The sequence below is a fragment of the Streptomyces sp. NPDC030222 genome (genome assembly GCF_055573115.1).
Genome location: NZ_JBVICA010000003.1, coordinates 148,516 through 169,894 on the forward strand (window position 1 = coordinate 148,516; position 21,379 = coordinate 169,894).

Genomic DNA, 21,379 nt, shown 5'->3' on the forward strand with positions numbered 1-21,379 from the left:
TCAGGAATGGGCTCGGGCATGGTGGTTCCTTGTCGTACGAAGTACCGCGGCGACCTGTGCCGCCCAGGTGTCCATACCGTCGGCGTCGCGGCCGGGCAGCCCGCTCAGCCGCGGCAGCAGGTCGCCGAACGCGTTGACCTCCCCGACGGCGAACCGCCGCCAGCCGGTCGACGGCAGCAGATCGACGCCGACGCACAGCGTGCGGGGGAAGCGGGCCGCGGCCCGCTCGCAGATGCCGAGCACCGCGCCCCAGTCGCCGCCCGCCGCCGTGACGGCCGCCGCGGCCTCGGCCGGATCGGCGCGCTCCCCGCCGAGGTGCAGGTTCGTCAGCGGGGTGCGGCTCGTCCGTACCACGACATGGGTGGCCCGGCCGGCCACTACGACCACCCGAAGATCCGCGGCCCGTCCCCGCACGGAGGCCTTGGGCCACCAGCGTTCGATGTGCAGCCCGTCCGGGGCCAGCGTGTCCACGATCGAACCGATCTCGTGCTCCAGGGTGTACGAGCGCACCCGCAGCGAGTTGAACAGCCGGCCGTCCGGTGTCCGCTCCACGGAGGTCGTGGCGCGGAACCGGCCGCGGCCGGCCCGTTCGACGGCGAGCACCCCGGACGCCGACGAGCCGTGGGCGAGCTTCGCGAAGATCCGCCCGAAGCCGCGGCCCGCCAGTACGGTGCGCACATCGTCCCAGCCGAGCACCGCCGGCGCCGCCGGTCCGGACGTCGGGGAAGCGGGCACCGGAATCCCGGCCGCGGCCAGCACCCCGTGGCACAGCCTCTTGTCGAACATCACGGCGATGTCGTCCGGGTCGTCCAGCAGCGTGCCGCCGGCCTCCCGCACCGCGCCCGCCACGTCCCGGACGGCCGCCGTGAACCGCCGGTACCAAAGGGCCGTGCCTTCGACCCGGGTGGTGTCCCGCACTCCGCGCAGCAGCCGTTCGACCTCCGGGTCCTCGCCCGGTGAGTCGATCCGGACGGTCTCCCCGGGCAGGAAGCGGGCCTGCCCGCGCAGCACGTCGAGCCACGGAACGATCCGGGCGGCCGGCAGTCCGGCCGTCCGTACGGCGTCCTGGAACAGCGCCACGCGCCGGTTGGCGGGATTGCCGACGACCGCGAAGGCCGTGGGTGTCACTCCGCCACCGCGGTGTACCGGTCCTCGCGGGCCGCATCACGCGACGAGCGGTTGGCGTCGCCGAGGTCGACCACCACTCCCGCCGGTTCGAGGGCCTGGCGTATCCGCTGCTGCATCGGCTCCCCGATGAAGTGGTGGTGCAGATCGAGCGTGCCGAGATGGGTCAGGGGCTGGCCTTCGAGCAGTGCCGCGGCCCCCTCGTCGCCGAGCGTGCCCATGGACAGGTCGAGGGTCCCGAGCCGGGCGACGACCGGGGCGCCGGCCAGCGCGGCCGCGATCTCGTCCTGGATCTCGCTGTTGCGCAGGCCGAGGTGACGGAGCAGCGGAAGCCGCGCGCTGGAGAGGAACGGCTCCAGGTCCGGCACCTCGGTGTCGGCGCCGTACCACGAGGTGCCCAGCCAGAGGTCGAGATGCTCCAGTGCGGGCAGGTCGCTCGCGCCGATGCCGCGGACCACCTGTGCGGAGAGGCCGCCGGTCTCCACCGTCAGGCGGCGCAGCCGCTCGTGCTTCACGGCGGGGAACTCCAGGCCCGCACCGCCGCGCACACCGAACTCCCGCAGCTCCGGGTAGGCGTTAAGCAGCGGCGTCACGTCCGACTGGTTGATCCAGGAGATCTCGCACTCCTCGTAGACCATGTCGCCGACGAAGAGTGCGCCCAGCTCCGGCAGCCGGTCGCGCGCCTCGACGAGAGCGGAGACGACCTCCGCGTTCGAGCTGTCGTACGCCTCCTCCCAGGCGCCGACGACCAGCGCGCGCACCCGCCCGGTGTCGACCGTCGCGCAGAACCGGGCGAAGGCCTCGGTCCACGACTCGTCGGAGTCGTAGACGTCGGCGGAGATCCGCCAGGCCACCGCGCCCGCGTCCGGCAGATCCGCCGGCTCACCGCCGGGTCCCGGGAAGTCGTACGCGGCCAGGCCGCCCAGCCCCCGCAGGTGGTCCCCAATGGTCATGCGAGCTGCTCCTGACGGTGGACGACGGTGGTCGGTCGATCGCCAGCAGTTCTACCAAGCGCCACCGACAACGCGTCCCCCGGGGCGTCGGCCCCGCACGTGCCCGCCCGTCCTGCGCCCCGTTCCTCCCGGGACGCCCGGTGCCCGGTGGCCCGTCCGGGCGCGGTGTCAGACCCCGCGTCTAGCGTTTTTCCCATGCCCGGCGCACTCGGTGCCGGCGTGCCGAGGGGAGAGCCATGTACCGGCAGGGAGACGTCCTGGTCGTGCCCGTCGAGGGGGAGGCCGTGCCGTCGCACGTCGTCGGTGCCCCTGGTGAGCCGCGGGACGGACGCGGCCGTCTGGTGCTCGCGCTCGGCGAGGTCACCGGCCATGCGCACGCGATCCACGGTCCCGGCCGGCTCGTCCGCGAGGCGGGGCCGTTCGGGCCGATGCTGTTGCACCTCCCGCGGGGCGGACGGCTGGTGCACGAGGAGCACGCGGCGATACCGCTGCCGAAGGGCTGGTTCCGGGTGGTGCGCCAGCGTGAGTACGTGCCGGGCGCGGTCCGGATCGTGGCGGACTGAACCGCACCGCGAAGCGACGAGGACACGGGGACAGGAGACAGGTGACGGGGACGATGACTCTCACGCAGCACGCCGACGAGTGGCGGGCCGTTGCGGCGGCGACCGGACCGGCGGACCGCGCGGCCGCCGAGGAGGGCGTGCGGATCGCCTACCGAACGGCGGGCCTGGCGGATCCGCAGCGCATCATCTGGGCTGCCTCGCCCCGCGCGGCGGTGGTGGCCCTGCGGGAGTCGGGCGATCCGGGACGCTCCGTCCGCGACGACGTGCGGACGAAGCCGTGGGCCGGGGAACGCCGCAGACTCCACGACGAACTGGGCCCGGTCGGCTACGGCGAGCGGTGGGCTGCCACCGGCGCGGCGCTGTGGGGCACGACCCGCGCGCTCGCCGACCGGATACGCGCAGGAGTCGTGGACGCTCTCGCGGACGGACCGGACGCCGAGCAGGACGTCCGCCTGGTGCTGCTCGACGCGGTGCTCGGCCAGCACGACGCCGCCTGGCTCGCCGCGTTCGACGGCCGCAGCGACCGCCTCGACGGCCTTGCCCGGGTGGCCCGGCACGCGGGCTGGTGGTGGCCCTACGAGAAGACGGTCGTGATCTGCGAGCGGCCCGCCGAACTCCACCGTGACGAAGCCGGCCGGCTGGACCGCGGCGACGGTCCGGCCCTCGCGTTCCCGGACGGGTTCGCGCTGTACTCCTGGCGCGGTATGCCCGTTCCCGCGGATTTCCTCCACGAGCTCACCCCGGACCGGATACGCACTGAGGAGAACGCGGAACTCCGCCGGGTGATGCTGGAGTTCTACGGCTACGAGCGCTACCTCGACGAGTCCGGTGCCCAGCCGGTGCACCGTGACGAGACGGGTGTGCTATGGCGCATCGAACTCGACGGCGACGAGACCGTGGTCATGGTGGAGGTCGTCAACTCCACACCGGAGCCGGACGGAACGCACCGCACGTACTGGCTGAGAGTCCCGCCCGTCACCAGGACGGCCCGCGAGGGTGTCGCCTGGACGTTCGGTCTGGCGGCGGACGCGTACGAGCCGCTGCACCAGACCTGACGCCGCGCCAGGGTCTTTGTTCGCGCCAGGAGTGCAACGCCCGGACCGCCGCCCGGCAGCGGCAACCTCTGATGTTCCTCAGCTCGCGCTTCAGCCGGAGAAGGCGCGAGCATACTGCGATCACCCGAAGGAGGTGCCTGTGATAATTCTCGTCATCCTGGCGTTCATCGCTGCGCTCAACGCCGTCGTGTGGTTGTTCGCGCGCTGGGCCTGGCGTCGTGCCGTGGACGGTGTGGCGTCCACGCCGTCGGGCGGCGGGCAGGGTTCGGGCGGCGGCACGACCACGGACACGTCCGGTTCCTGGTGGGTGAACGGCGGCCCGGACGGCTCGCCCTCGTACCACCACTCCGGTGGCAGCGACCACGGACCTGTGTCCGACGGCGGTTCGTCCTCGTGCGGAAGCAGCTCCTCTTCCTGCGGAAGCAGTTCGTCCTGCGGGAGCAGTTCGTCCTGCGGGAGCAGTTCGTCGTGCGGCAGCAGCTCGTCCTGAGCCGCGCGATGCCGGTGCCGGGACACCGCCCCGGCGCGGGAGGCACGGGGAACGCGCCGATGGTCAGCGGGCCGTGGCCGTGAGGGCCGCTCGGTCCAGGCCCAGTTCACGGGCCAGCGCCTCGTCCGTCCAGCCGAGCATCGTCGGCCGGGGCAGCGAACCCGGGTACGACGTCATGCGGACCGCCAGGCCGTCGAGGAGGGCCGTCAGCCGCCAGGCCGCGGCGAGCGGGTCCGCGCACCGGAACTCGCCCGTGGCGGCGCCCTCGGCGATGACCTCGGCGAGAGCCGCCTTCCAGCGCTGGTCGAGTTCGAGGGTCACCTCGCGCAGCGCCGGCTCGCGCAGGGCGGCGGCCCAGCCGTCGATCCAGAGCCGCCAGCCCTTGGCCTGCCCGGTGGGGGCGTACCAGCGGACCGCGGAGCGGAGCCGGCGTACCGCGGTGGTGCGGCGGCCGAGCAGCTTGCGCAGATGCGCGAGGTCGCCCTCGGCGGCGTACCGGAAGGCCGCGGCGACGAGTTTCTCCTTGGACGAGAAGTGGTAGAGCACGAGCGCGTTGCTCACGCCGAGCGCGGAAGCGACGTCCGCGATCCGCACGGCGGCCACACCGCGGACCTGAATCTGCTCGACGGCGGCGCGCAGCAGTTCTTCGCGCCGTTCCTCCACGTTCAACCGGACTCTGGCCATTGTGTCAGCCTAGTTCCTGACGCGGTGCCGGGGGGCACGGGGTCATTCCGCTCGCTGTGCGACGAGGGAGCCCAGTCCGTCGAGGATGCGCTGGAGTCCGAACTCCAGGGCCTGGTCCTGCCCGCCGGTCTGCGCCATCGACGTCAGTGCGGCGGTGATCGCCGGGTAGCGTCCGCCGTGGGCGGCCAGCACATGGCCCAGTGGGGCGAACAGCTGCGCCTCGGTGTCGGCCTTCGGACCTGCCGCGCGCGTCTGCTGTTTGATCCCGCGCACATGACCGGCGAGCAGCGCCACGGCGTCCATCCGTTCGGCGCCCGTGAGGCCGGTTCCGTCGAGTGCTGCGACGGCGCTCTCCATCCAGGCCAGTTCCCTGGGGCCCATGACCCGGGGGCCGACGGTCGCGTCCAGGAGCCACGGATGCCGGTCGAAGACCTCCGCGAGCCGGCGTGCCCAGGCGCCGAGACCGTCCCGCCAGTCTCCTGCCGTCGGGTCGTCTGCGGCGGGTGGCGCCGGCGGCTCCTCGATGGCGTGCTCCACCATCAGCGCGATCAGTTCGGCCTTCCCCGGCACATACCGGTAGAGCGACATCTTCGTGAAGTCCAACAGCTCGGCGACCCGCTGCATCGACAGGGCCGCGAGGCCTTCCGCATCGGCGATCCGGATGCCCGCCCCGGCGATGCGGTCCAGGCTGAGCGCCGGTTTGGGGCCGCGTGACGGTCTGGGGTGAGGCCCCCACAGCAGCTGCACGGTCTTCTTCCACTGCTCGGTCATCGCGCCCGTGCCCTCCGGCCCCGCCTTGCCTTCACGCTGAAACTGCGTCTACCGTACACACAGAGAAATGGTGTCCCATGGACACAGTTTCAGTGCGAGGAGACGATCCATGAGCAGGAAAGTCCTGATCTCCGGTGCGAGCGTCGCGGGCCCCGCCCTGGCGTACTGGCTCGGCCGTTACGGTTACCAGCCCACGGTGGTCGAACTCGCGCCCGCGCTGCGCACCGGCGGCCGGGCCGTCGACTTCCGGGGCGAGACCCATCTGACCGTGCTGGCCCGCATGGGAGTCCTTCCGGCGCTGCGCGAGATACGCACCGGCGGCAGCCCGATGACGTTCGTCGACGACAAGGGCCGCCGACTGCTGCGGCTGCCCGCCGAGTTCGCGGGTGGGGACATCGAGGTCCTGCGCGGCGACCTCGCCCTGCTGCTCCACGACCACAGCCGCCCGTATGCCGAGTACGTCTTCGGTGACTCGGTCACCGCCCTCACCGAGACCCCCGACGGCGTCGACGTCGGCTTCCGTCACGCCGCCCCGCGTACTTTCGACCTGGTCATCGGCGCGGACGGCCTGCACTCGAACGTGCGCCGCCTGGCCTTCGGCCCCGAGGAACGGTTCGTGCGGCACCTCGGCCACTACGCGGCGACCTGGGAACTGCCCAATCACCTGGGACTCGACCGGGGTTTCCTGGGGCACAACGCGCCCGGTCGCCTGGCTTCCGTCGGCGGCGACCACCGGGACCCGACGAAGGCCGGCGCGTTCTTCGTCTTCGCATCGCCCCGGCTCGAGTACGACAGGAGCGATCCGGAGCAGCAGAAGCACCTGATCCGGCGGGCGTTCGCCGGCATCGGCTGGGAGGTGCCCCGCCTCCTCGACTCCCTGCGCGACGCGGACGAGTTGTACTTCGACGCCATCAGCAGGGCCGATGTGGACACCTGGTCCACCGGCCGTACCGCCCTCCTGGGGGACGCCGCGTGCGGCGCCACCATCGGCGGCATGGGCACGGGTACGGCCATGGTCGCCGCGTATGTGCTCGCCGGGGAACTGGCACTGGCCGAGGGCGACCACCGGACCGCCTTCGCCCGGTACGAGCGCCGGCTGCGCGACTACGCCCAGGGCTGCCAGAAGGGCGGCGACCGCACGGGGGCCTTCCTGGCGCCGGGCGGCCGGTTTGCGCTCCGGGCCCGCAACACCCTGCTGAGCAGGCCCTTCCTGCTCAACTGGATGCTGAGGGAGGGGCAGAAGGCCACCGCGGTCGACCTGCCCGACTACCCGGCGGCGCTCGGCCTCACCGTATGAGGGTGAGCAGCCGCGTGGTGCTGCCGTCCTGCTCCTCGATGTCCCGTACGTGCCGGAAGCCGAGGCGGGTCAACAGGGCCAGGGAGGGCTCGTTGTCCTCCGCGACCGTGGCGTGCACCGCGGTCAGGCCGAGCGTTCCGAAGCCGTGGTCCACGAGCAGGCGGACGAGCTCGGTGCCGAGCCCGGCACCCCAGTGCGCGCGGCCGAGGGCGTAGACGATCTCATGGCCGCCGGTCTCCTCGGTCGGCTTGATCTCGGCATGACCGACATAGGCGTCGCCCTGGTGGACGGCCCATACGTCGAACGCGTCCTTGGCGTAGACATGGGTGAACACCCGCCCGAACAGCGCCCGGTCGGCGGCCTCGCCCTGCCGCCCGTCACCCATCCACCGGGAGACGTGCTCGTCCTGGAAGAGGGCGACGAAGTCCTCCTCGTCGGTGGGCCGGTAGGGCCGGAGGGACAGTCGCGCGGAGCCGAGCTCGGGGGTGGTCATGGCAGGCGACGTTAACCGCGGGGCGGGCCGGCGGCAACGTGATTCCGGCGCACGGACCCTGGTGCCCGGCGGAAGCTCAGCGGTATGTGCCGAACCGTTCCGCGATCACGGGGAGGCGGTCTGCCGCGATGGCGTGTGCGGCGGCCCGCGGGGAGCAGCAGTCGGCCTCCGCACGGGTCAGCATCTGCTCCACCAGGCGGCGCACGGAGCGTCCCACCTTCCCGAACGCCTCGTCCGCGGACGGACCGACGTCCCCGAAGAGGGTCCACCACCACCAGGCGTTCGTACCGGAGTTGACGACCACGTCCGGCAGCACGGTGACACCGCGGGCTGCCAGCAGGGTCTCCGCGTCCGGCAGTACGGGCATGTTCGCCGCCTCGACGATCCACCGGGCCCTGATCTCTGCCTGGTTGACGGCGTCGACGGTGTACGAGACGGCTGCGGGGACCAGTACCTCGGCGTCCGCGGAGAGCCAGGCGTCGCCGTCCAGCTCGAGATCGCCGGGCCGCAGCGCGGAGCGGTCCACCGTGCCGAAGGCGTCGCGGGCGGCCAGCAGGGCCTCGACGTCCAGCCCGTCGGGGTGCGCGACGGTCCCCTTGACGTCCGCCACGGCGACGACCCTGAGCCCTGCGCCGGCCAGGAAGCGCGCCGTCGCCCCGCCCATGGTCCCCAGGCCCTGCAACGACACCCGTGTCCCGGAGCGCGGCACCCCCGCACGGTCCAGGGCCGCGAGCGTCGCCTCCGCCACGCCGCAGCCGCCGACCAGCTCGTCGAGACCGATCCCGTCGACCTCCACGGCGAAGGCGTCCGCCAGCCGCTTCCTGGCCTCCGCCGGGTCGTCGAGCAGCGGATACACGGCCTGCACGCTCGACACCAGACCCGCGTCCGCGGCTGCCCGGTCCACCAGGTCCCGGGTGAGCCCCAGGTCCTCGCCGGTGGTCCACATATGCTCGATGTACGGGCGCATCGCCCGCAGGTAGCGCACCAGCACCCCGTACGCCCCGGGGTCGCGCGGATCGCAGTCGATACCGCCCTTCGCCCCGCCCAGCGGGACGTAGCGGCACGCCGGTTCGTAGTGCAGGGCCTCCTTCATCGTCATGCCCCGGGCCAGGCCCGCGACCTCCTCGAGGGTGCAGCCCTCGCGCATCCGCAGCCCGCCGCTCGCCACCCCGCGGACGAGCCGGTCGACGACCAGGTACCCCCGGCGGCCGGTGACATGGTCCGTCCAGGTGAGCGTGAGCAACGGGCTGGTCATCGGCCGGGGATCTCCTCGGAGGGGGCGGTTGACGTCCTGGTGCTGAACCATTGGTCAGTATTGCTGGTACTGAACAACTGATCAGTATCAGGACGGGTCGCGCCCCCTGTCAACGCGGACGCCGTTGCCGGCGTACATCCCGCTTCAGCGCGACCCCTCCGCGCCCACCGTCCCGGCGGCCGCCGGACCGCGGCCGAGCGGCACCTCGCACGAGTCCTTGAAGCCCTGGCTGGTCAGCCCCAGGGCCGAGTTGATCCGCGAGCGCAGGTTCTCCACCGCCACCATGGCGGTCAGCTCCACGAACGCCGGCTCGCCCAGAGCCGTACGCAGCCGCTCCGCGACCTCGTCGTCCACCTCGGGCGGCGTGGCGGTCACCGCCTCCGTGTACGCCATGACATCCCGCTCCAGCGGCGTGTACACACCGCTCTCGCGCCACACCGGCACATCGCGCAGCTTGCGCGGGTCGACGCCGTGCCGGCTGTTCTCCCAGTAACCGAAGTCCATGCACCAGCTGCATCCGATGGCCGCCGCCGCGGTCATCTCGGCGAGCGCCTTGAGGCCGGGGTCGAGCTTGTTCCACTTGGCGACCGCCTGCTCGAAACGCAGATCGGCCCGGAGCACCTGTGGCTGGTGGCCCAGGACCTTGGCGGGATCGAGCACCGCTCCGTACATCCGCTTCGAGTACCACTCCGCAAGACGGAAGAACACGGTGCGGCGCGGTTCCAGTGAGACACGGGCCATGACGGCCTCCTTCGAACTCCTCGGTTATGTCCGTTCACGAGTACGACGGGCGGACGCCGCGGAATGTGACACGGCCGCGGAATCCGTGCGCGTCCCGCACTGTTGAGACCCACATGACCGATTCCGAGCACACGACCGACCGGCGACAGGACTCTTTGCTGAGGCTGATCGCCACCCACAAGGGCGGCGTCCTCGTCACGCTGAAGAAGGACGGCCGGCCGCAGCTGTCCAATGTGATCCACGCCTACTACCCCGACGAGCGCGTCATCCGTGTCTCGGTCACCGACGACCGCGCAAAGACCCGGAACCTGCGCCGCGACCCGCGGGCGAGCTACCACGTCACCAGCTCCGACCGCTGGTCCTACGCGGTCGCCGAGGGGACCGCCGAGCTCACCCCCGTGGCCGCCGACCCGCACGACGGTACGGTCGAGGAGCTGGTCCGCCTCTACCGCGACCTCCAGGGCGAGCATCCGGACTGGGACGACTACCGGCGCGCCATGGTGAAGGACCGCAGGCTCGTGCTGCGCCTCCATGTCGAAAGGGTGTACGGGCAGGCCGGCGGCTGAAGCGTGCGCCCGGCTCGCCTCCAGGCCCCGCGACATCGGTCCCAGGCCTGGAACTCTTCCGTCCGCCCCACCGTTGTCCCCGCACATAATGGGACTACACGAATGCCCCCAGGTGCCCCAGGAGGTGCTGTGACCAGCGCTGGATCCCCGTCCCCGTCGCGGTCCCCGTTGCGCGCCCGGCTCCGTTCGCTCAGGCCCGCGGGCTTCGGAGCCGACCCTTCCGGGGAGCGCATGGAGCGGATCCGGCGTTCACCGAACTTCGCCGACGGGGTGTTCCGGAACCCGGTCCCCGCCCGGACCAGGCCCTCCGGGTCGACCGCGGAGTTCGCCAAGGGGTACTTCCGCAAGGAGGAGCGCGCCAAGCGCACCCCCGCGGCCCCCATACCCGTGCACCGCACCACCCTTGCCGATCTGGCCCGCCCGCCGGCCTCGGGGCTGCGTCTGACCTGGATGGGACATTCCAGCGTGCTCGCCGAGATCGACGGGCGCAGGGTGCTGTTCGACCCGGTCTGGGGCGACCGCTGCTCCCCCTTCCCGTTCGTCGGTCCCAAGCGGCTCCACCCCGTGCCGGTGCCGCTCGCCGAGCTCGGCCCGGTCGACGTCGTGGTGATCTCGCACGACCACTACGACCATCTCGACCTGCCCACGATCAAGGCCCTGGCCACCACGGACACCGTGTTCGCCGTGCCGCTCGGCGTGGGGGCGCACCTCGAACGATGGGGGGTGTCGGTCGGCCGGCTGCGCGAGCTGGACTGGCACGAGTCGGCGGAGGTGGCCGGCATCCGGTTCACCGCCACCCCGGCGCGGCACTTCTGCGGCCGCGGTCTGCGCAACACCCAGCACACCCTGTGGGCATCCTGGGTGGTCAGCGGCCCCGAGCACCGCATCTACCACAGCGGTGACACCGGATACTTCCCGGGCTTCCAGGAGATAGGCGCCGCACACGGCCCCTTCGATGCCACGATGATCCAGATCGGTGCCTACAGCGAGTTCTGGCCCAAGAACCACACGGACTATACGCCGCTTCCTGGGGCCTGGCCCGACATTCACATGTCGCCGGCTGAGGGGGTGCAGGCTCACCTTGACCTGCAGGGAGGTCAGCCGGGTGGTGTTCTGCTCCCGATCCACTGGGCGACCTTCAACCTTGCTCTCCATGCCTGGGCGGAGCCTGGGGAGTGGACGAAGTACGAGGCCGAGGAGGCTGGCCAAGCGGTGGCGTTCCCCCGTCCTGGCGAGCCGTTCGAGGCCGCGGGGACGCTGCCTGTGGAGCCGTGGTGGCGGGCGGTGTCGCATCCGATCGCGCATCCGTGGCGTCGCCCCCGGCCTGCCGAGCAGGTCGCCGAGTCGCGCAGCGATGATCTCGACCTTGCGGGCGAGCGGTGACGTCGGTCGGTGGCGACCTTGCCGAGGTCGCGCGGATGCTGGAGCGTCTGCCGTCCGAGGGGCGCGACCGAGTGCTGCGGGCATTGGACGGGGAACCCCGCAGAGAGCAAGCGGCCGTCGTCCAGCGGTTCAGACCCTTGCCGACCTCGCAGGGCCCGTCCCGAGTTGTGGTCCGAACGCGCATCGTCGATCGCTGAGCTGCAGTCTCATACGGATCTTCTGGATGCTTGGCGGTTCGTGGGTGTCGGGATGTGCCTCTTCCCGTAGTCGGCCGGCGGGGGCGGTCGGGCAAGGCATGACCGAGTCTCTGGGGATTCGATGGTGGGGGTGTGGTGTGAGGGATTGGCGGACCGATCCGACGTTCGCGATGTGCCGGGCGCTGGTGGACGGAGCGGATCTGGCCTCGTTCGCGGGAGGCGCGTTCGATGTGCGGGCGGTGGTGGCCGGCATCCAGTCTGGTGCCCACAGCAGGTTGCTCCTCGACGCCGTCCCGTGGGGGAATTTCCCTCACGGGGACGATGCCCGGGAGGCCGTTCACTTGCTGCGCGCCGGCGAGGACCCCGCTAGCCGCGCGCCGGGCGTGCTGGGGGGCCTGTGTGCCAACGACAGCCGGGCCGCCGCCGCCCTGGCCGTACCGTTCCTGATTCCCGTCGCTGCCGATGCCCACCACCCGCACCGTGCCGCTGCCCTCGCCGTACTCTCCGGCCCGGCCCGCGCCCGGCACTTCGGAGTCGTCTCCCGCGATGAACTCCTGCTCCACCGCAACGATCCTCGGCGCCACGCCCCAGACGACTACGACGACTACGGCGTCGAGGTGAGCGGCTACCCGGCAGGCTGGTCGGTGGCCGCCGCCCGAGCCGCGATCACCGCCGGAACACCCGTACTCCTGCGGCTTCTCGACGACTCCGACCCCACCATCCGCATCGACGCCGCCTACGCCCTGGCCACCGCCGCCGACCCCGACCACACGGTCCGAACCGCCCTCGCCACCAGGTTCGCCTCCGAGCATGACGCCATGGTCCGCGCCGCCCTGCTCCTCGCCGTCGCCGAGACCGCCCGAGCTCACGTACAGCCGCCGGCCGTCTCGTGGTTCCGCGAGCGGTGGCAAGACCGGACAGAGGCCCCCGAAGTCCGCCTGGCCGCGGCAATCGGCTGGCTCTGCCTCACGGACGAACCCGCCCCCGAGGACCTGCACCAGACCATCGACACCTTCGCTACAGAAGAACGCGCACACGCCATGGACACCCTGCCGTGGATGTACGCCGCCGCCGGAACCGGTGAACCGGGACTCTCGCGCTGTATCCGCTGCATGATCCACCCCGAAAAGCCCGAACCGTACGACGACCCCTGGACCTTCTCGCTCTGAGCGACCGGCTTCGGCCCCGCTTGCGCATCGAAGTTGTCTACCGGGGCCGGGGAGGGTTCCCGCGTCCGTTCGAGCCTCGGGAAGCTGCCAGAGAAGCCGTGGTGGCGGGCTGTGTCCCATCCGATCGCTCACCCGTGGCGTAGGCCCCAACCGGTCGAGGCTCCTGCCGAAGTCCCCAAGCGTGATCTCGACCTTGGGCGGTCGGTGACGGCGAGCGAGGATGACCTCGATGGGATCATGCGCCTACTGGCTCGTCTTCCGGGCGAGGAGCGCGACCGCTTGGTGCGTGCGCTGGACGGTGCGCCTCGCCGGGAGTGTTCGGCAGGTGCCCAGCAGTTCAGGCCCTTGCCGACGCTAGAGGGGCCGCACCCACTTGTCGTCCGAACACGCATCATGGGCAGCTGAGACAGCGGGCGCGCGGAGCTGCCGATCATCTTGGCTGTGTCGGCAGGGTTCTCGGTCTCCTCGGCAGAAGCGAGGGACGTGAGCAGGCCAAAGTCAGTGGTCTCCCCCCAGCGGGGCGGGGGTAGGAAGATCCGGCACAGGGAAACGGGAAAGCCCCGGCGGGGTGCCGGGGCGCGGTGCGTCAGCCCTGGTGTGTTTCTCCGAACTCGGCCGCAACGTACTCCCGCGAGGGGAACATGAGCGGCTTGACGCGCACACCGGATGCATGTATCTCATCCAAGGTGTCCAGAGTCAGTCCACATGTGAAGCACTTGAGGGATCGGGGAACCATCAAGAGCGCGTTGGGCGACTCAGCTTGTTCGTCGAAGAAGACTGAGGCTTTGCTTGTGCACGCGGGACAGCCGGTTCCCACAAGACGTAGGACAACCCTTCGACCATCATCAAGCGTGACAGGGAGCTCCTCGTTGTACGGGGACATCTGAGCCCGCACGATGAGATCCCTGGCCTCGTCAGGGAGGCCCTCGAAGCGATCGTTGAACCTGTGGAGTGCCTGGCTGATGCGGACCTGCACGTCGCGATGGACCTTGGATGCGGCCTGGTCGATCGCCACGCGTGCGGACTCGGTCCACCGCTCCCAGAAGGAGTTCAGGGGCTGATCCAATTCCTCATGGAGGGCTGCAACGGCTGCCGCAAGCGTCGAGAGCAATCCCTTGGCCTGGTTGCCCGTCGAGGCGTGGGCGACGCCGTTGCGCAGGTCGATCAGGAGGTCCAACTTCCGGTCGACGGGGAGGACATTCAGCGTGCGTAGGCGGGCGATGGCCTCTGCGGCGCCGATCGTGCGGACCTTGCTGGCGACGCGATGTCCGCCGAGATGAAACAGCATCTCCGCGCTGCCCTTCATCTCCGCGATGTAGATCGGGTTCTTTGAGACCAGGACGGCCTTACATAGGCGCTCTACAGAAACTCCGGCATGGAGGGCGAATTCGTCGTATTCTCCTCGCGCATGGTCGTCCATGGCCTTGTGCGCTGACTTCTTTGCGCCGGCCCAGAAGCTCTCGAAGGTGAGGGAATCGTCCATAGGAGGACGGTAACGGCCGATGCACTACAGGGGCGATCGAGTTCCGGAAGCCCCCGCCGGTCTGGTCGACCCTCGTCTTGGCACGTGTGGTGCTGGAGAGTTGCCTGTTCGTCGACTACCTCTGAAGATCCCTCGGGTCTCTGGCACGCTTCGGCTGGCCGGTCCGCGAACTCCCCCTCGGCCGAGCAACACAGGACGGACCCGCGTTATCACTCGTTGCTGTTGCCCTCGGCGATCCGCAGGATCTGGCTGGCGAGTCGCTGCACCACGTCGCTGTATCGCTCGCTGCCAAACTCGTCGGCTGCAGAGACCGCTGGGAACATCTGCTTGATGAGATCTGCGACCAACCCCGCAGGGAACCAATCCGGCAATTCCGAGATTCGCTGGAATATCCGAGTCGCATCGGTTCCGTCACGGCTGAAGGTCTCGCCCCACTGCCCCATCGCTTCGATCATCGCCGGCAGCAAGTCTGGGTTTCCCTCGAGTGCTGTCTCCAGGGTCTCTCGAACTTCTCCGCCGTGGCTGGCACCCGCAGTCCATGCAAGCAGCCGTCGTGCGTAATTGCTGTTGTCCGCCCAGGCAGTGGGAGCCTTCCAGTCTTCAGCCAGCAGGAGTTTCGTGGCTTCGGCGGCTGCCGCATCCTGCAGTGCCTCGCGACCCTGCTGTTTCGCGATGGTGCCGAGATGCTGGAGCAGAACAACCGAGGCAGCCAGAGGCGTCTGCTCGCTGGCCTGACGAATGAGGGCACGGTAGGTGGTCTCGTCGGCGTTGCGGGCCACAGTCGCCGCACGCCGGGCCGTAACGTCTAGCCCCATCGCCGTCAGCGATGGCACGGGGGGAAGAGCGTTCGCCAAAGGCAGCGCCTCGATCAGGCGTGCGTACAGCGCCGCGTCATAGTCACGGTGCTTCACCCGGCCCCAGGGGCCTGCCGATTCCAGTAGTTCCCAGTGCTCCCGCACCGCACGCTGTTGGTCTGTTTCGACCGGTCCAGAGACGGCGAGGGTCGGCTCTGGCGGGGAGACTGTCCGGTCCCCTCGCCAGGCGGCGCTCAGGGCCGCTGAGGCGCGCTGCAGCTCGGCGACCGCGTCTGGCCATGCCTGGTCGTCCTCGGTCGGCGGCCGTCCTGGCCATCGACCTGCTGCGGCAATCAGTTCTTCGACCCGTCGTTCTACCCAGTCGCACCACGGCCCGAGACTTTGGTCGGCGGCAGATACGGCGTGGAGCTCGGCAACGACCTCTACGGCCAGGGGTTCTAGTTCGGCCTGGCTCGCGGCGAGAGCTCCTTCCAGCGCATCCTGGTAGGGCTTGGTCTCTGCCCTGGACGGCTCGACGGTCAGGCGGTCCCCGTCCAGATCGAAGACGGGCATCGTCCTGTTCGTGTGGAGACGCAATGCCTGCCAATCCTGAGCCGCTTGTTGCGCGAGGCGACGTCGATGGCGACCGACGCTCACCATCTTCCCTACTGCCCGGGCCGCCGCCATGACCGTTGTCGCACTGGCCGTGGCGATGCTCAGCTGATGGGGGTCGAAGGAGAGCACGGATGCTTCCGCGACTTCATCGTTGTTCAGGTGCCACGACCGCTGAATCTGGTCGTGCTCGGCCAGTTGCGCCGCCTTCCACTCCCGCAGCATCTCCGGAGGGAACCGGGCGGCGTTTTCATCGATCTCGTACGAGTGCTCGATGCATAGCAGGAGCAGGTTCTGCCCGCTGCGGTTCGCCTCGTCCGACATGCGGGGGTTCCATCGGGGGCCACCCTCCCTGCGTGCGTGGATGTGCGCGACGCGGCTGTTGAGGGTCCGATCGCCGGTCTCGTTGTCCAACCGGAACAAGGGGCGCTGACAGTCTGGCTTGCCGCAGCGGAAAGCGGTTCCGTACAGCTGTTTCACTGTTGCGTCTGTCGGCGCGGGATGTTCCACCGGGCGGCGATTCGGGTTCCCACCTGTCACCGAGGCATTGTGCCCCATGTGGCGACGGCCAGCGGCAACTTCCGGGCACCAGGGCCCTTGGCTCGGAGTGCAGACACGGCCAGCCTCTCAGGTGCAGTTCATTGAGAGTGCGGCCTGGGTTGGGGCAGGCGGGTGCCTGCCCCAACCCAGGTACGTGATCACTGATGCTTCGACTGGCTGAGGGAGGCTGTTGCGGCTCGGTCGAAGGGCAGGTCCTTCAAGGGGAGTAGGTGTTTCGTCAACTCTGGCACTGCCTTCGACAGGCAGTCCATGGCGATTCCCAGGGCCTGTCGGTGCTCGCGTGCGAAGAGGTGATCGAACGCCGGTGCCTTCCAAGCGTCGCCGCCGAGTAGGGCGTCGAAGACCGCCAGGTCGATGGTCTGGGGCAGCTGGCGGGCGATTGGGCTTCGGCGTCGCAGACGTTCGGCGAGGTCCATGAAGTTGACCAGCCACGCTGGTGTCTGTGACATCGCGTCGCGGACGGAGGGGACAGGGCGCTCAATCGCGGGTGCGCCTGCCGACCGGTACGCCTGATGAATGGTTACGAGCTCCTCACGGAGCAAGGCGTCAGCCATCTCCGCCACTCGCAGGATCTGGCGGTCGTGAGGGTCTCCGGTGTTCAGCCCCTGCTCGATCTCTCGTCGCGTCCCCTCGGAGCCCACGGTGTCGGTCCGGCCGCCGGCGCGTAGGGCTGCGGATACCAGCGCTTGGAGAACGTGCCCCGCCACCAGCTTGGCCAAAGGGTTGGGAAGAATTGTCCCGGTGCGTGTCACCTCATCCAGGGTCAGCAGCGCTCCTAGGACTCTGTGAGGATCAGCCAGGAGCGCGTCGTGCCTGAGGAAGGAGACGAGCCCTGACGGGAGATCTCCGATCTTCTTGAGCTGCTGGTCCGCAGCAGCGCTCTCCTCCTTGAAGGCGGTCTCCCCGATGGTGGCGAAGTGCTGCGGTACGTGTTCTAGGACCTGCTCACGACGCTCCAGCTCCGAGCTGGCAAACAGGTCAACCCCGATGTGGCGAGCTACCCCGCGGCCGGCCTCAGTGACGGTTTGACGAACGAGCGCCGAGCGGTCCGCACCGACGAGGGCCTGCAGCCCCCGCAACCACAAGAGGCGGTCCTGCTCCCCGCTCTGTCCGCGGGTGGACTTGCACTCGCTGATGCCGATGTGGGGACGGAGTCTTGAGTCGAAATCGATCGACAGCACGTCGACGTCCGTTACCGTCCGCGGCCGCCCCCCAACGCTCTGCGTGACGGGGTGACGTACGCGGACGAGTGCGCCATCCGCGAACTCCGCTCGGGCGAACCGGCGTTCCAGTTCGTCGCCCTTTTCCTTTCCAGCCCTACCGGTCATAGCGCCGCCGCCCCATTTCTTGTCGCAGTGCGGCGAGAATATCTTGCGAAGCGCTGGGGCTGGGGGCTGCTTCCTTGGGTGACTGGACCAGGCGCCGTGCTCGTTCCGCTTCAGGGTGGCGGTAGCCGCGCTGTCCTTGGAGGGCACCCGACGTGGTGTTCCCGTCTGCGCTGTCCTCAAGGTAGGTGATGGCTTCCTCGGCGACGTCTGCCTGCAGGAGGACGAACTTCTTGAACCTGTATGCCGGCTCAACGCGAACGATTCCGGCAGTTTCGAGCATGGAGTAGTCGGTGCCGATGTTGGATGCGTCTCCTGCCTCGCCGTTTCGTACCAGCTTTCGCAGGAAGGCAGTTGGAGCGAAGAGCCGGTTACTGGCGAATCGTCGAGCGAACACCATGGAGCCGATGAGCTGACGCACGTGCCCTGACGGGTCGGCTCCCGTCGGGGCGTCGAACACGGATCGCCCCATGTGCGGGGAGAAGAGGAATGCTCGCTCCTGGCCTCCGAGCGTGGTGACGAGAGATCGCAGCAGAAGTCCTTGGGAGACAGCGTAGTCCACCCACTTCCGTTCTCCGGACTGGATCTCGTCCTCGGGCATTCCAGCTGTCGCAGCCACCTCCTCCAGAACGCCGCTCAGTGCCGCTCGTACGGCCCCATCCTCGGCCTGCAAAGCGGCATGAGAATGATCTTTGTCAACTGCCCAGACATTGGGGTTGAAGAGCACCTCGTCCCCGTCGGCGCTTCGCTGACGAGTGCAGAGGTGCAGGGATTCAAGGTTCTCAATTGCCCGGACAGCACGGTCTTCAGGTCCGAGTGCCGCGCACTCCTCCTTTGCCGTCGAGATGGTGATCGGCATGATGGTGGTCATACGGAGAATCGTGAGAGCCATCATCTCAAGCGGTTCAGGCATGACGTTACTGAGAACGCTGTCGGCACGTTGGTAGAGATCGTCGACAGGCGGGATTTTCTCAGACACCACCTTGATGGCACCCTCATGGTCGCGCTCGAGGTCGACAAGACCCAGCACCTCAAGCGTGGGAAGGAACTCCCTACGGATCTCTCGTTTGCTGATGCCGGCGCTGACCCCAAGGGCCTCGACACGCTCGGGTGAGCTGACACCGCTGCCCCGTAGCCGGAGAGCGAGCTCAAAGATCCGGCCCGCGAACTCAAGCTGGGCCAGATCGGCCTTGGGCTGGCTGGCCCCGTAGGTGCTCAGGTGTCGTGACATGCCGACAAGAAGTTCTGCAGTTGGTAGCAACGGAGTCTCCAGGAGGGCAGCGACAAGTCGCCACAGCATCGTTGTGGTCCGGCGGCCGGGTGACCTCAGCCGCAGTCCATGGTGCGCCTCACCCTGCCCGGATAGTCATTTTTTCGGAAGATCCGATCTCTGTCTGCGTGACGATCGGGACCTTGGCGTCGGTGGTGAAGGTCAGGGTCACGTGCCGCCACATCGGTTGGGGTCTCTGGCGAAGCCAGAGCCCGCATGTCGAGGGGCAACTGCCTACCGGGGGCTGACAGTCGGGATCACCGCGTCAGTGCGGCCCTGTCGCCAGCTCGCCAACCGTGTCCAGAACGCTTTCGCCGTCCCTGGAGCGCCCCTGACGCAGGACCAGGAAGGCACGTCGTCGGTCGCGACGACCGCATGTTTGAACTTGGGCGAAGGGCGGACCCGGGGCCCGGCGGAGCGGATGTCGCCGCTGCGGGAGGTCCCCTGTGGTGCGTGAGGGGGTGGACCGCGACGAAGCTGCATTGGGGGCTCTCTATGGCCATCCGTGGCGGTCGGCGAGCGGGTGATTAAGAGTGGCGCGCCGACTCGGCGGCGCGCGACATGAAGGCCAACGCAACATGATTGTATGAGAAGTGATTGAGCGTCATATTGCCCGACATCCACATGACCCCCGCCGAGGGGATGCAGGCGCATCTCGATCTCCAGGGCGGGCAGCCGCTCGGCATCATGCTGCCGATCCACTGGGGAACCTTCAATCTCGCGCTGCACCCTTGGGCAGAGCCGGGGGAGTGGACGAAGGACGCGGCCGAGGAGGCAGGCCAGGCGGTGGCGCTTCCCCGCCCCGGCGAGCCGTTCGAGGCTGCGGGGAAGCTGCCCGAGGAGCCGTGGTGGCGACCCCGGCGCGCCGAGGCTGCGGTCGAGACGCGCAGGGGCGATCTCGACCTCGCGGGCGAGCGGTGACGTCGCCAGGGGCCGACCTTGCGGAGGTCGTGCGGATGCTGGAGCGTCTCCCGCCCGTAGGGCGCGACTGCGTGCCGCGAGCCTTGAATGGGGCGACCCGCGAAAAGCGTGCAGCTGTCGCTCAGGGTTCAGGTGTGGCTTTGTGAGGACTGGTGAGTCCGTGCGCGGTTCTGCGGGTGACGCCCTTGGAGCAGCCGGTCAGAGATCGTTGCCCGCGTAGGAGAGATTGAAGCTCTTGTTGGTCAGGGGGAAGTCCGGGACGATCGTGTCCGCAAGGGCGATGGGCAGGGCGGGCCAGTTGTAGAAGGACGGGTCCACGGGCTTGACGCGGGTGAGGCGGCCGTCGGCGGTGGTTTCGACGCGGGTCGTGATGGTGCCGCGCCAGCCCTCGACGATCCCGACGCCCGAGCCCGCGCGTCCCGCCACCGGCGCGCGGGATTCGCCCGGTGCCAGGTTCTCCGCGAGACGGTCGATCAGGGCGAGGGAGACGTCGATCTCCTCGGCGCGGACCAGGAAGCGGGCCAGGACGTCGCCGGTGTCGCGGATCGGGACGGCGAGCTCCGCGTCGTACGGGGCGAAGGGGTGGGAGACGCGGGCGTCGGTGCCGGGGAGGCCGCTGGCGCGGGCCACGTAGCCGAGGCAGCCGATGTCCCGGGCGGCCTCCGCGGTGAGGACGGCGGTGCCGGTGAAACGGTCGCGGACGGTGGAGTGGTCGAGGGCGAGGCCGGCGATGTCGCGGATGTCGCGGCCGAGGGCGGCGAGCCGGTCCGGATCGGGAAGTGCGCGCAGGACGGCGCCGCCGGGGAGGACTCCGCCGCGCAGGAGCCGGTGGCCGGTGATCTCGGCGTTCAGGCGCAGGAGTTGTTCGCGTACGCGCTGGGCGTGGGCGTTGAGGATGCCGTGGCCGACGTCGTTGCAGAGCATGCCGAGGTCGGCGATGTGGTTGTGCAACCGCTCCAGTTCGAGGAGGAGCGCTCGGGCGCGGGCGGCGGCGGCCGGGACCTCGGTGCCGGTGGCCTCCTCGACGGCGAGGGAGTAGGCGAGGGCGTGGCCGATGGCGGTGTCGCCGCTGATGCGTTCGGCGAGCGGAAGTCCGGCGGAGACGGTCCGGCCCTGGAAGAGCTTCTCGACACCGCGATGGACGAACCACAGCCGGGCCTTGAGCTTGAGGATGGTCTCGCCGACGACGGAGAACCGGAAGTGCCCGGGCTCGATCAGCCCGGCGTGCACGGGGCCGACGGGGATCTCGTACACGCCGTCCCCCTCGACCTCCAGGAAGGGATACGGGCCTTCCTGCTCGGCGAACGGCGGTGGCGGCCCGGCGTCCGGGCGCATCGGGTACCAGCCCTTGGGCCAGTGGAAGTGCCGGACCAGGCGGCGGGGGAGGGGGTGGTTCAGCGGTACGACGCCGTGCAGATCGCGCATCTCGCGCTCGAACCGGCCCGCGGGGAAGGACTCCGCCGCGAGGCTGGGGATCGCGGGCTTGTCCGGGTCGAGGTGGACATGGAGTTCGATGCGGACGTCCGGCGGACCCGCCACGAAGAGGTAGACGACGCGGACGCCGGCGTCGTCGTGGTGGGCGGCCACGAGCGCGAGCCGGTGGCCCGCGGCGAGCAGATCGGCCGCCTGCCGGGGCAGTTCGCGGACGCCGACCTCGTACACGGAACGCAT

19 protein-coding genes and 2 pseudogenes are annotated in these 21,379 nt (G+C 69.7%); 8 read left to right on the top strand and 13 right to left on the bottom strand.

Annotation, left to right across the window (positions count from 1 at the left end; translation table 11 throughout):
- Complete coding sequence (locus ACZ4Z5_RS05475) at positions 1–1,128, bottom strand: STM4014 family protein (protein WP_468256981.1); 1,128 nt, start codon at positions 1,126–1,128, stop codon at positions 1–3.
- Positions 1,125–2,078 (bottom strand): STM4015 family protein, encoded by a 954-nt coding sequence (locus tag ACZ4Z5_RS05480; RefSeq protein ID WP_468256984.1) that lies wholly within the window; start codon positions 2,076–2,078, stop codon positions 1,125–1,127. Before ACZ4Z5_RS05480 ends, ACZ4Z5_RS05475 begins: the two co-directional genes overlap by 4 nt.
- Positions 2,079–2,314: 236 nt before the next feature.
- On the opposite strand from ACZ4Z5_RS05480, the gene ACZ4Z5_RS05485 reads away from it, so the two are divergent.
- Positions 2,315–2,641: a hypothetical protein gene (locus ACZ4Z5_RS05485; protein WP_468256986.1), complete on the top strand. Its 327-nt coding sequence runs from the start codon at positions 2,315–2,317 to the stop codon at positions 2,639–2,641.
- Positions 2,642–2,694: 53 nt separating this feature from the next.
- Positions 2,695–3,696 (top strand): DUF6745 domain-containing protein, encoded by a 1,002-nt coding sequence (locus ACZ4Z5_RS05490; RefSeq protein WP_468256989.1) that lies wholly within the window; start codon positions 2,695–2,697, stop codon positions 3,694–3,696.
- A gap of 120 nt (positions 3,697–3,816) precedes the next feature.
- Here the strand turns inward: ACZ4Z5_RS05490 and ACZ4Z5_RS05495 are convergent, their stop codons facing one another.
- From ACZ4Z5_RS05495 to ACZ4Z5_RS05505, 3 genes are read right to left on the bottom strand one after another with little or no spacing between them, the layout of a single operon-like run.
- Positions 3,817–4,212 carry a hypothetical protein gene (locus tag ACZ4Z5_RS05495; RefSeq protein WP_468256991.1) on the bottom strand — a complete coding sequence of 132 codons (396 nt, stop codon included), beginning with the start codon at positions 4,210–4,212 and terminating at the stop codon, positions 3,817–3,819.
- A gap of 37 nt (positions 4,213–4,249) precedes the next feature.
- Positions 4,250–4,870: a TetR/AcrR family transcriptional regulator gene (locus ACZ4Z5_RS05500; protein WP_468256994.1), complete on the bottom strand. Its 621-nt coding sequence runs from the start codon at positions 4,868–4,870 to the stop codon at positions 4,250–4,252.
- A 42-nt stretch (positions 4,871–4,912) separates the two neighbouring features.
- Complete coding sequence (locus ACZ4Z5_RS05505) at positions 4,913–5,641, bottom strand: TetR/AcrR family transcriptional regulator (protein WP_468256997.1); 729 nt, start codon at positions 5,639–5,641, stop codon at positions 4,913–4,915.
- A 109-nt stretch (positions 5,642–5,750) separates the two neighbouring features.
- Here ACZ4Z5_RS05505 and ACZ4Z5_RS05510 point away from each other — a divergent pair, with 109 nt between their 5' ends.
- Entirely contained in the window at positions 5,751–6,938 is a 1,188-nt protein-coding gene (locus ACZ4Z5_RS05510) for an FAD-dependent monooxygenase (protein ID WP_468257000.1), read from the top strand.
- Here ACZ4Z5_RS05510 and ACZ4Z5_RS05515 read toward each other — a convergent pair.
- The 3 genes from ACZ4Z5_RS05515 to ACZ4Z5_RS05525 form a co-directional block, all read right to left on the bottom strand.
- On the bottom strand, positions 6,928–7,431 hold the full coding sequence (locus ACZ4Z5_RS05515) for a GNAT family N-acetyltransferase (protein WP_468257002.1): 504 nt from the start codon (positions 7,429–7,431) through the stop codon (positions 6,928–6,930). The two genes, ACZ4Z5_RS05510 and ACZ4Z5_RS05515, sit on opposite strands and share 11 nt — an antisense overlap.
- Before the next feature lie 76 nt (positions 7,432–7,507).
- Positions 7,508–8,686: a Glu/Leu/Phe/Val dehydrogenase dimerization domain-containing protein gene (locus tag ACZ4Z5_RS05520; RefSeq protein WP_468257005.1), complete on the bottom strand. Its 1,179-nt coding sequence runs from the start codon at positions 8,684–8,686 to the stop codon at positions 7,508–7,510.
- A 144-nt stretch (positions 8,687–8,830) separates the two neighbouring features.
- A complete protein-coding gene (locus tag ACZ4Z5_RS05525; RefSeq protein WP_468257007.1) occupies positions 8,831–9,427 on the bottom strand; it encodes a carboxymuconolactone decarboxylase family protein in 597 nt (198 codons plus the stop codon).
- Positions 9,428–9,540: 113 nt separating this feature from the next.
- Between ACZ4Z5_RS05525 and ACZ4Z5_RS05530 the strand changes: the two genes are divergently transcribed.
- The 4 genes and pseudogenes from ACZ4Z5_RS05530 to ACZ4Z5_RS05545 all read left to right on the top strand — a co-directional run.
- The gene (locus ACZ4Z5_RS05530) at positions 9,541–9,993 is read left to right on the top strand and encodes a PPOX class F420-dependent oxidoreductase (RefSeq protein WP_468257010.1); all 453 of its coding nucleotides are present in this window, start codon (positions 9,541–9,543) and stop codon (positions 9,991–9,993) included.
- A gap of 129 nt (positions 9,994–10,122) precedes the next feature.
- Positions 10,123–11,376, top strand: coding sequence for an MBL fold metallo-hydrolase (locus ACZ4Z5_RS05535; RefSeq protein ID WP_468257013.1), 1,254 nt, complete (start codon positions 10,123–10,125; stop codon positions 11,374–11,376).
- 334 nt (positions 11,377–11,710) lie between these two features.
- On the top strand, positions 11,711–12,742 hold the full coding sequence (locus tag ACZ4Z5_RS05540; protein WP_468257015.1) for a hypothetical protein: 1,032 nt from the start codon (positions 11,711–11,713) through the stop codon (positions 12,740–12,742).
- Positions 12,743–12,798: 56 nt separating this feature from the next.
- A pseudogene (locus ACZ4Z5_RS05545) lies at positions 12,799–12,937 on the top strand (MBL fold metallo-hydrolase); the annotation flags it as partial.
- A gap of 391 nt (positions 12,938–13,328) precedes the next feature.
- Here ACZ4Z5_RS05545 and ACZ4Z5_RS05550 read toward each other — a convergent pair.
- The 4 genes from ACZ4Z5_RS05550 to ACZ4Z5_RS05565 form a co-directional block, all read right to left on the bottom strand.
- A complete protein-coding gene (locus ACZ4Z5_RS05550; protein ID WP_468257017.1) occupies positions 13,329–14,225 on the bottom strand; it encodes a hypothetical protein in 897 nt (298 codons plus the stop codon).
- 209 nt (positions 14,226–14,434) lie between these two features.
- Positions 14,435–15,955: a hypothetical protein gene (locus ACZ4Z5_RS05555; RefSeq protein ID WP_468257019.1), complete on the bottom strand. Its 1,521-nt coding sequence runs from the start codon at positions 15,953–15,955 to the stop codon at positions 14,435–14,437.
- A gap of 374 nt (positions 15,956–16,329) precedes the next feature.
- Positions 16,330–17,520 carry a hypothetical protein gene (locus ACZ4Z5_RS05560; protein WP_468257022.1) on the bottom strand — a complete coding sequence of 397 codons (1,191 nt, stop codon included), beginning with the start codon at positions 17,518–17,520 and terminating at the stop codon, positions 16,330–16,332.
- Positions 17,510–18,748, bottom strand: a complete 1,239-nt coding sequence (locus tag ACZ4Z5_RS05565) for a hypothetical protein (protein WP_468257024.1) — start codon at positions 18,746–18,748, stop codon at positions 17,510–17,512. The genes ACZ4Z5_RS05560 and ACZ4Z5_RS05565 overlap by 11 nt, the downstream gene beginning before the upstream one ends.
- Before the next feature lie 651 nt (positions 18,749–19,399).
- Between ACZ4Z5_RS05565 and ACZ4Z5_RS05570 the strand changes: the two are divergent.
- A pseudogene (locus ACZ4Z5_RS05570) lies at positions 19,400–19,708 on the top strand (MBL fold metallo-hydrolase); the annotation flags it as partial.
- Positions 19,709–19,906: 198 nt separating this feature from the next.
- On the opposite strand, the gene ACZ4Z5_RS05575 reads toward ACZ4Z5_RS05570, so the two are convergent.
- Positions 19,907–21,379: a hydrogenase large subunit gene (locus ACZ4Z5_RS05575; protein WP_468257027.1), complete on the bottom strand. Its 1,473-nt coding sequence runs from the start codon at positions 21,377–21,379 to the stop codon at positions 19,907–19,909.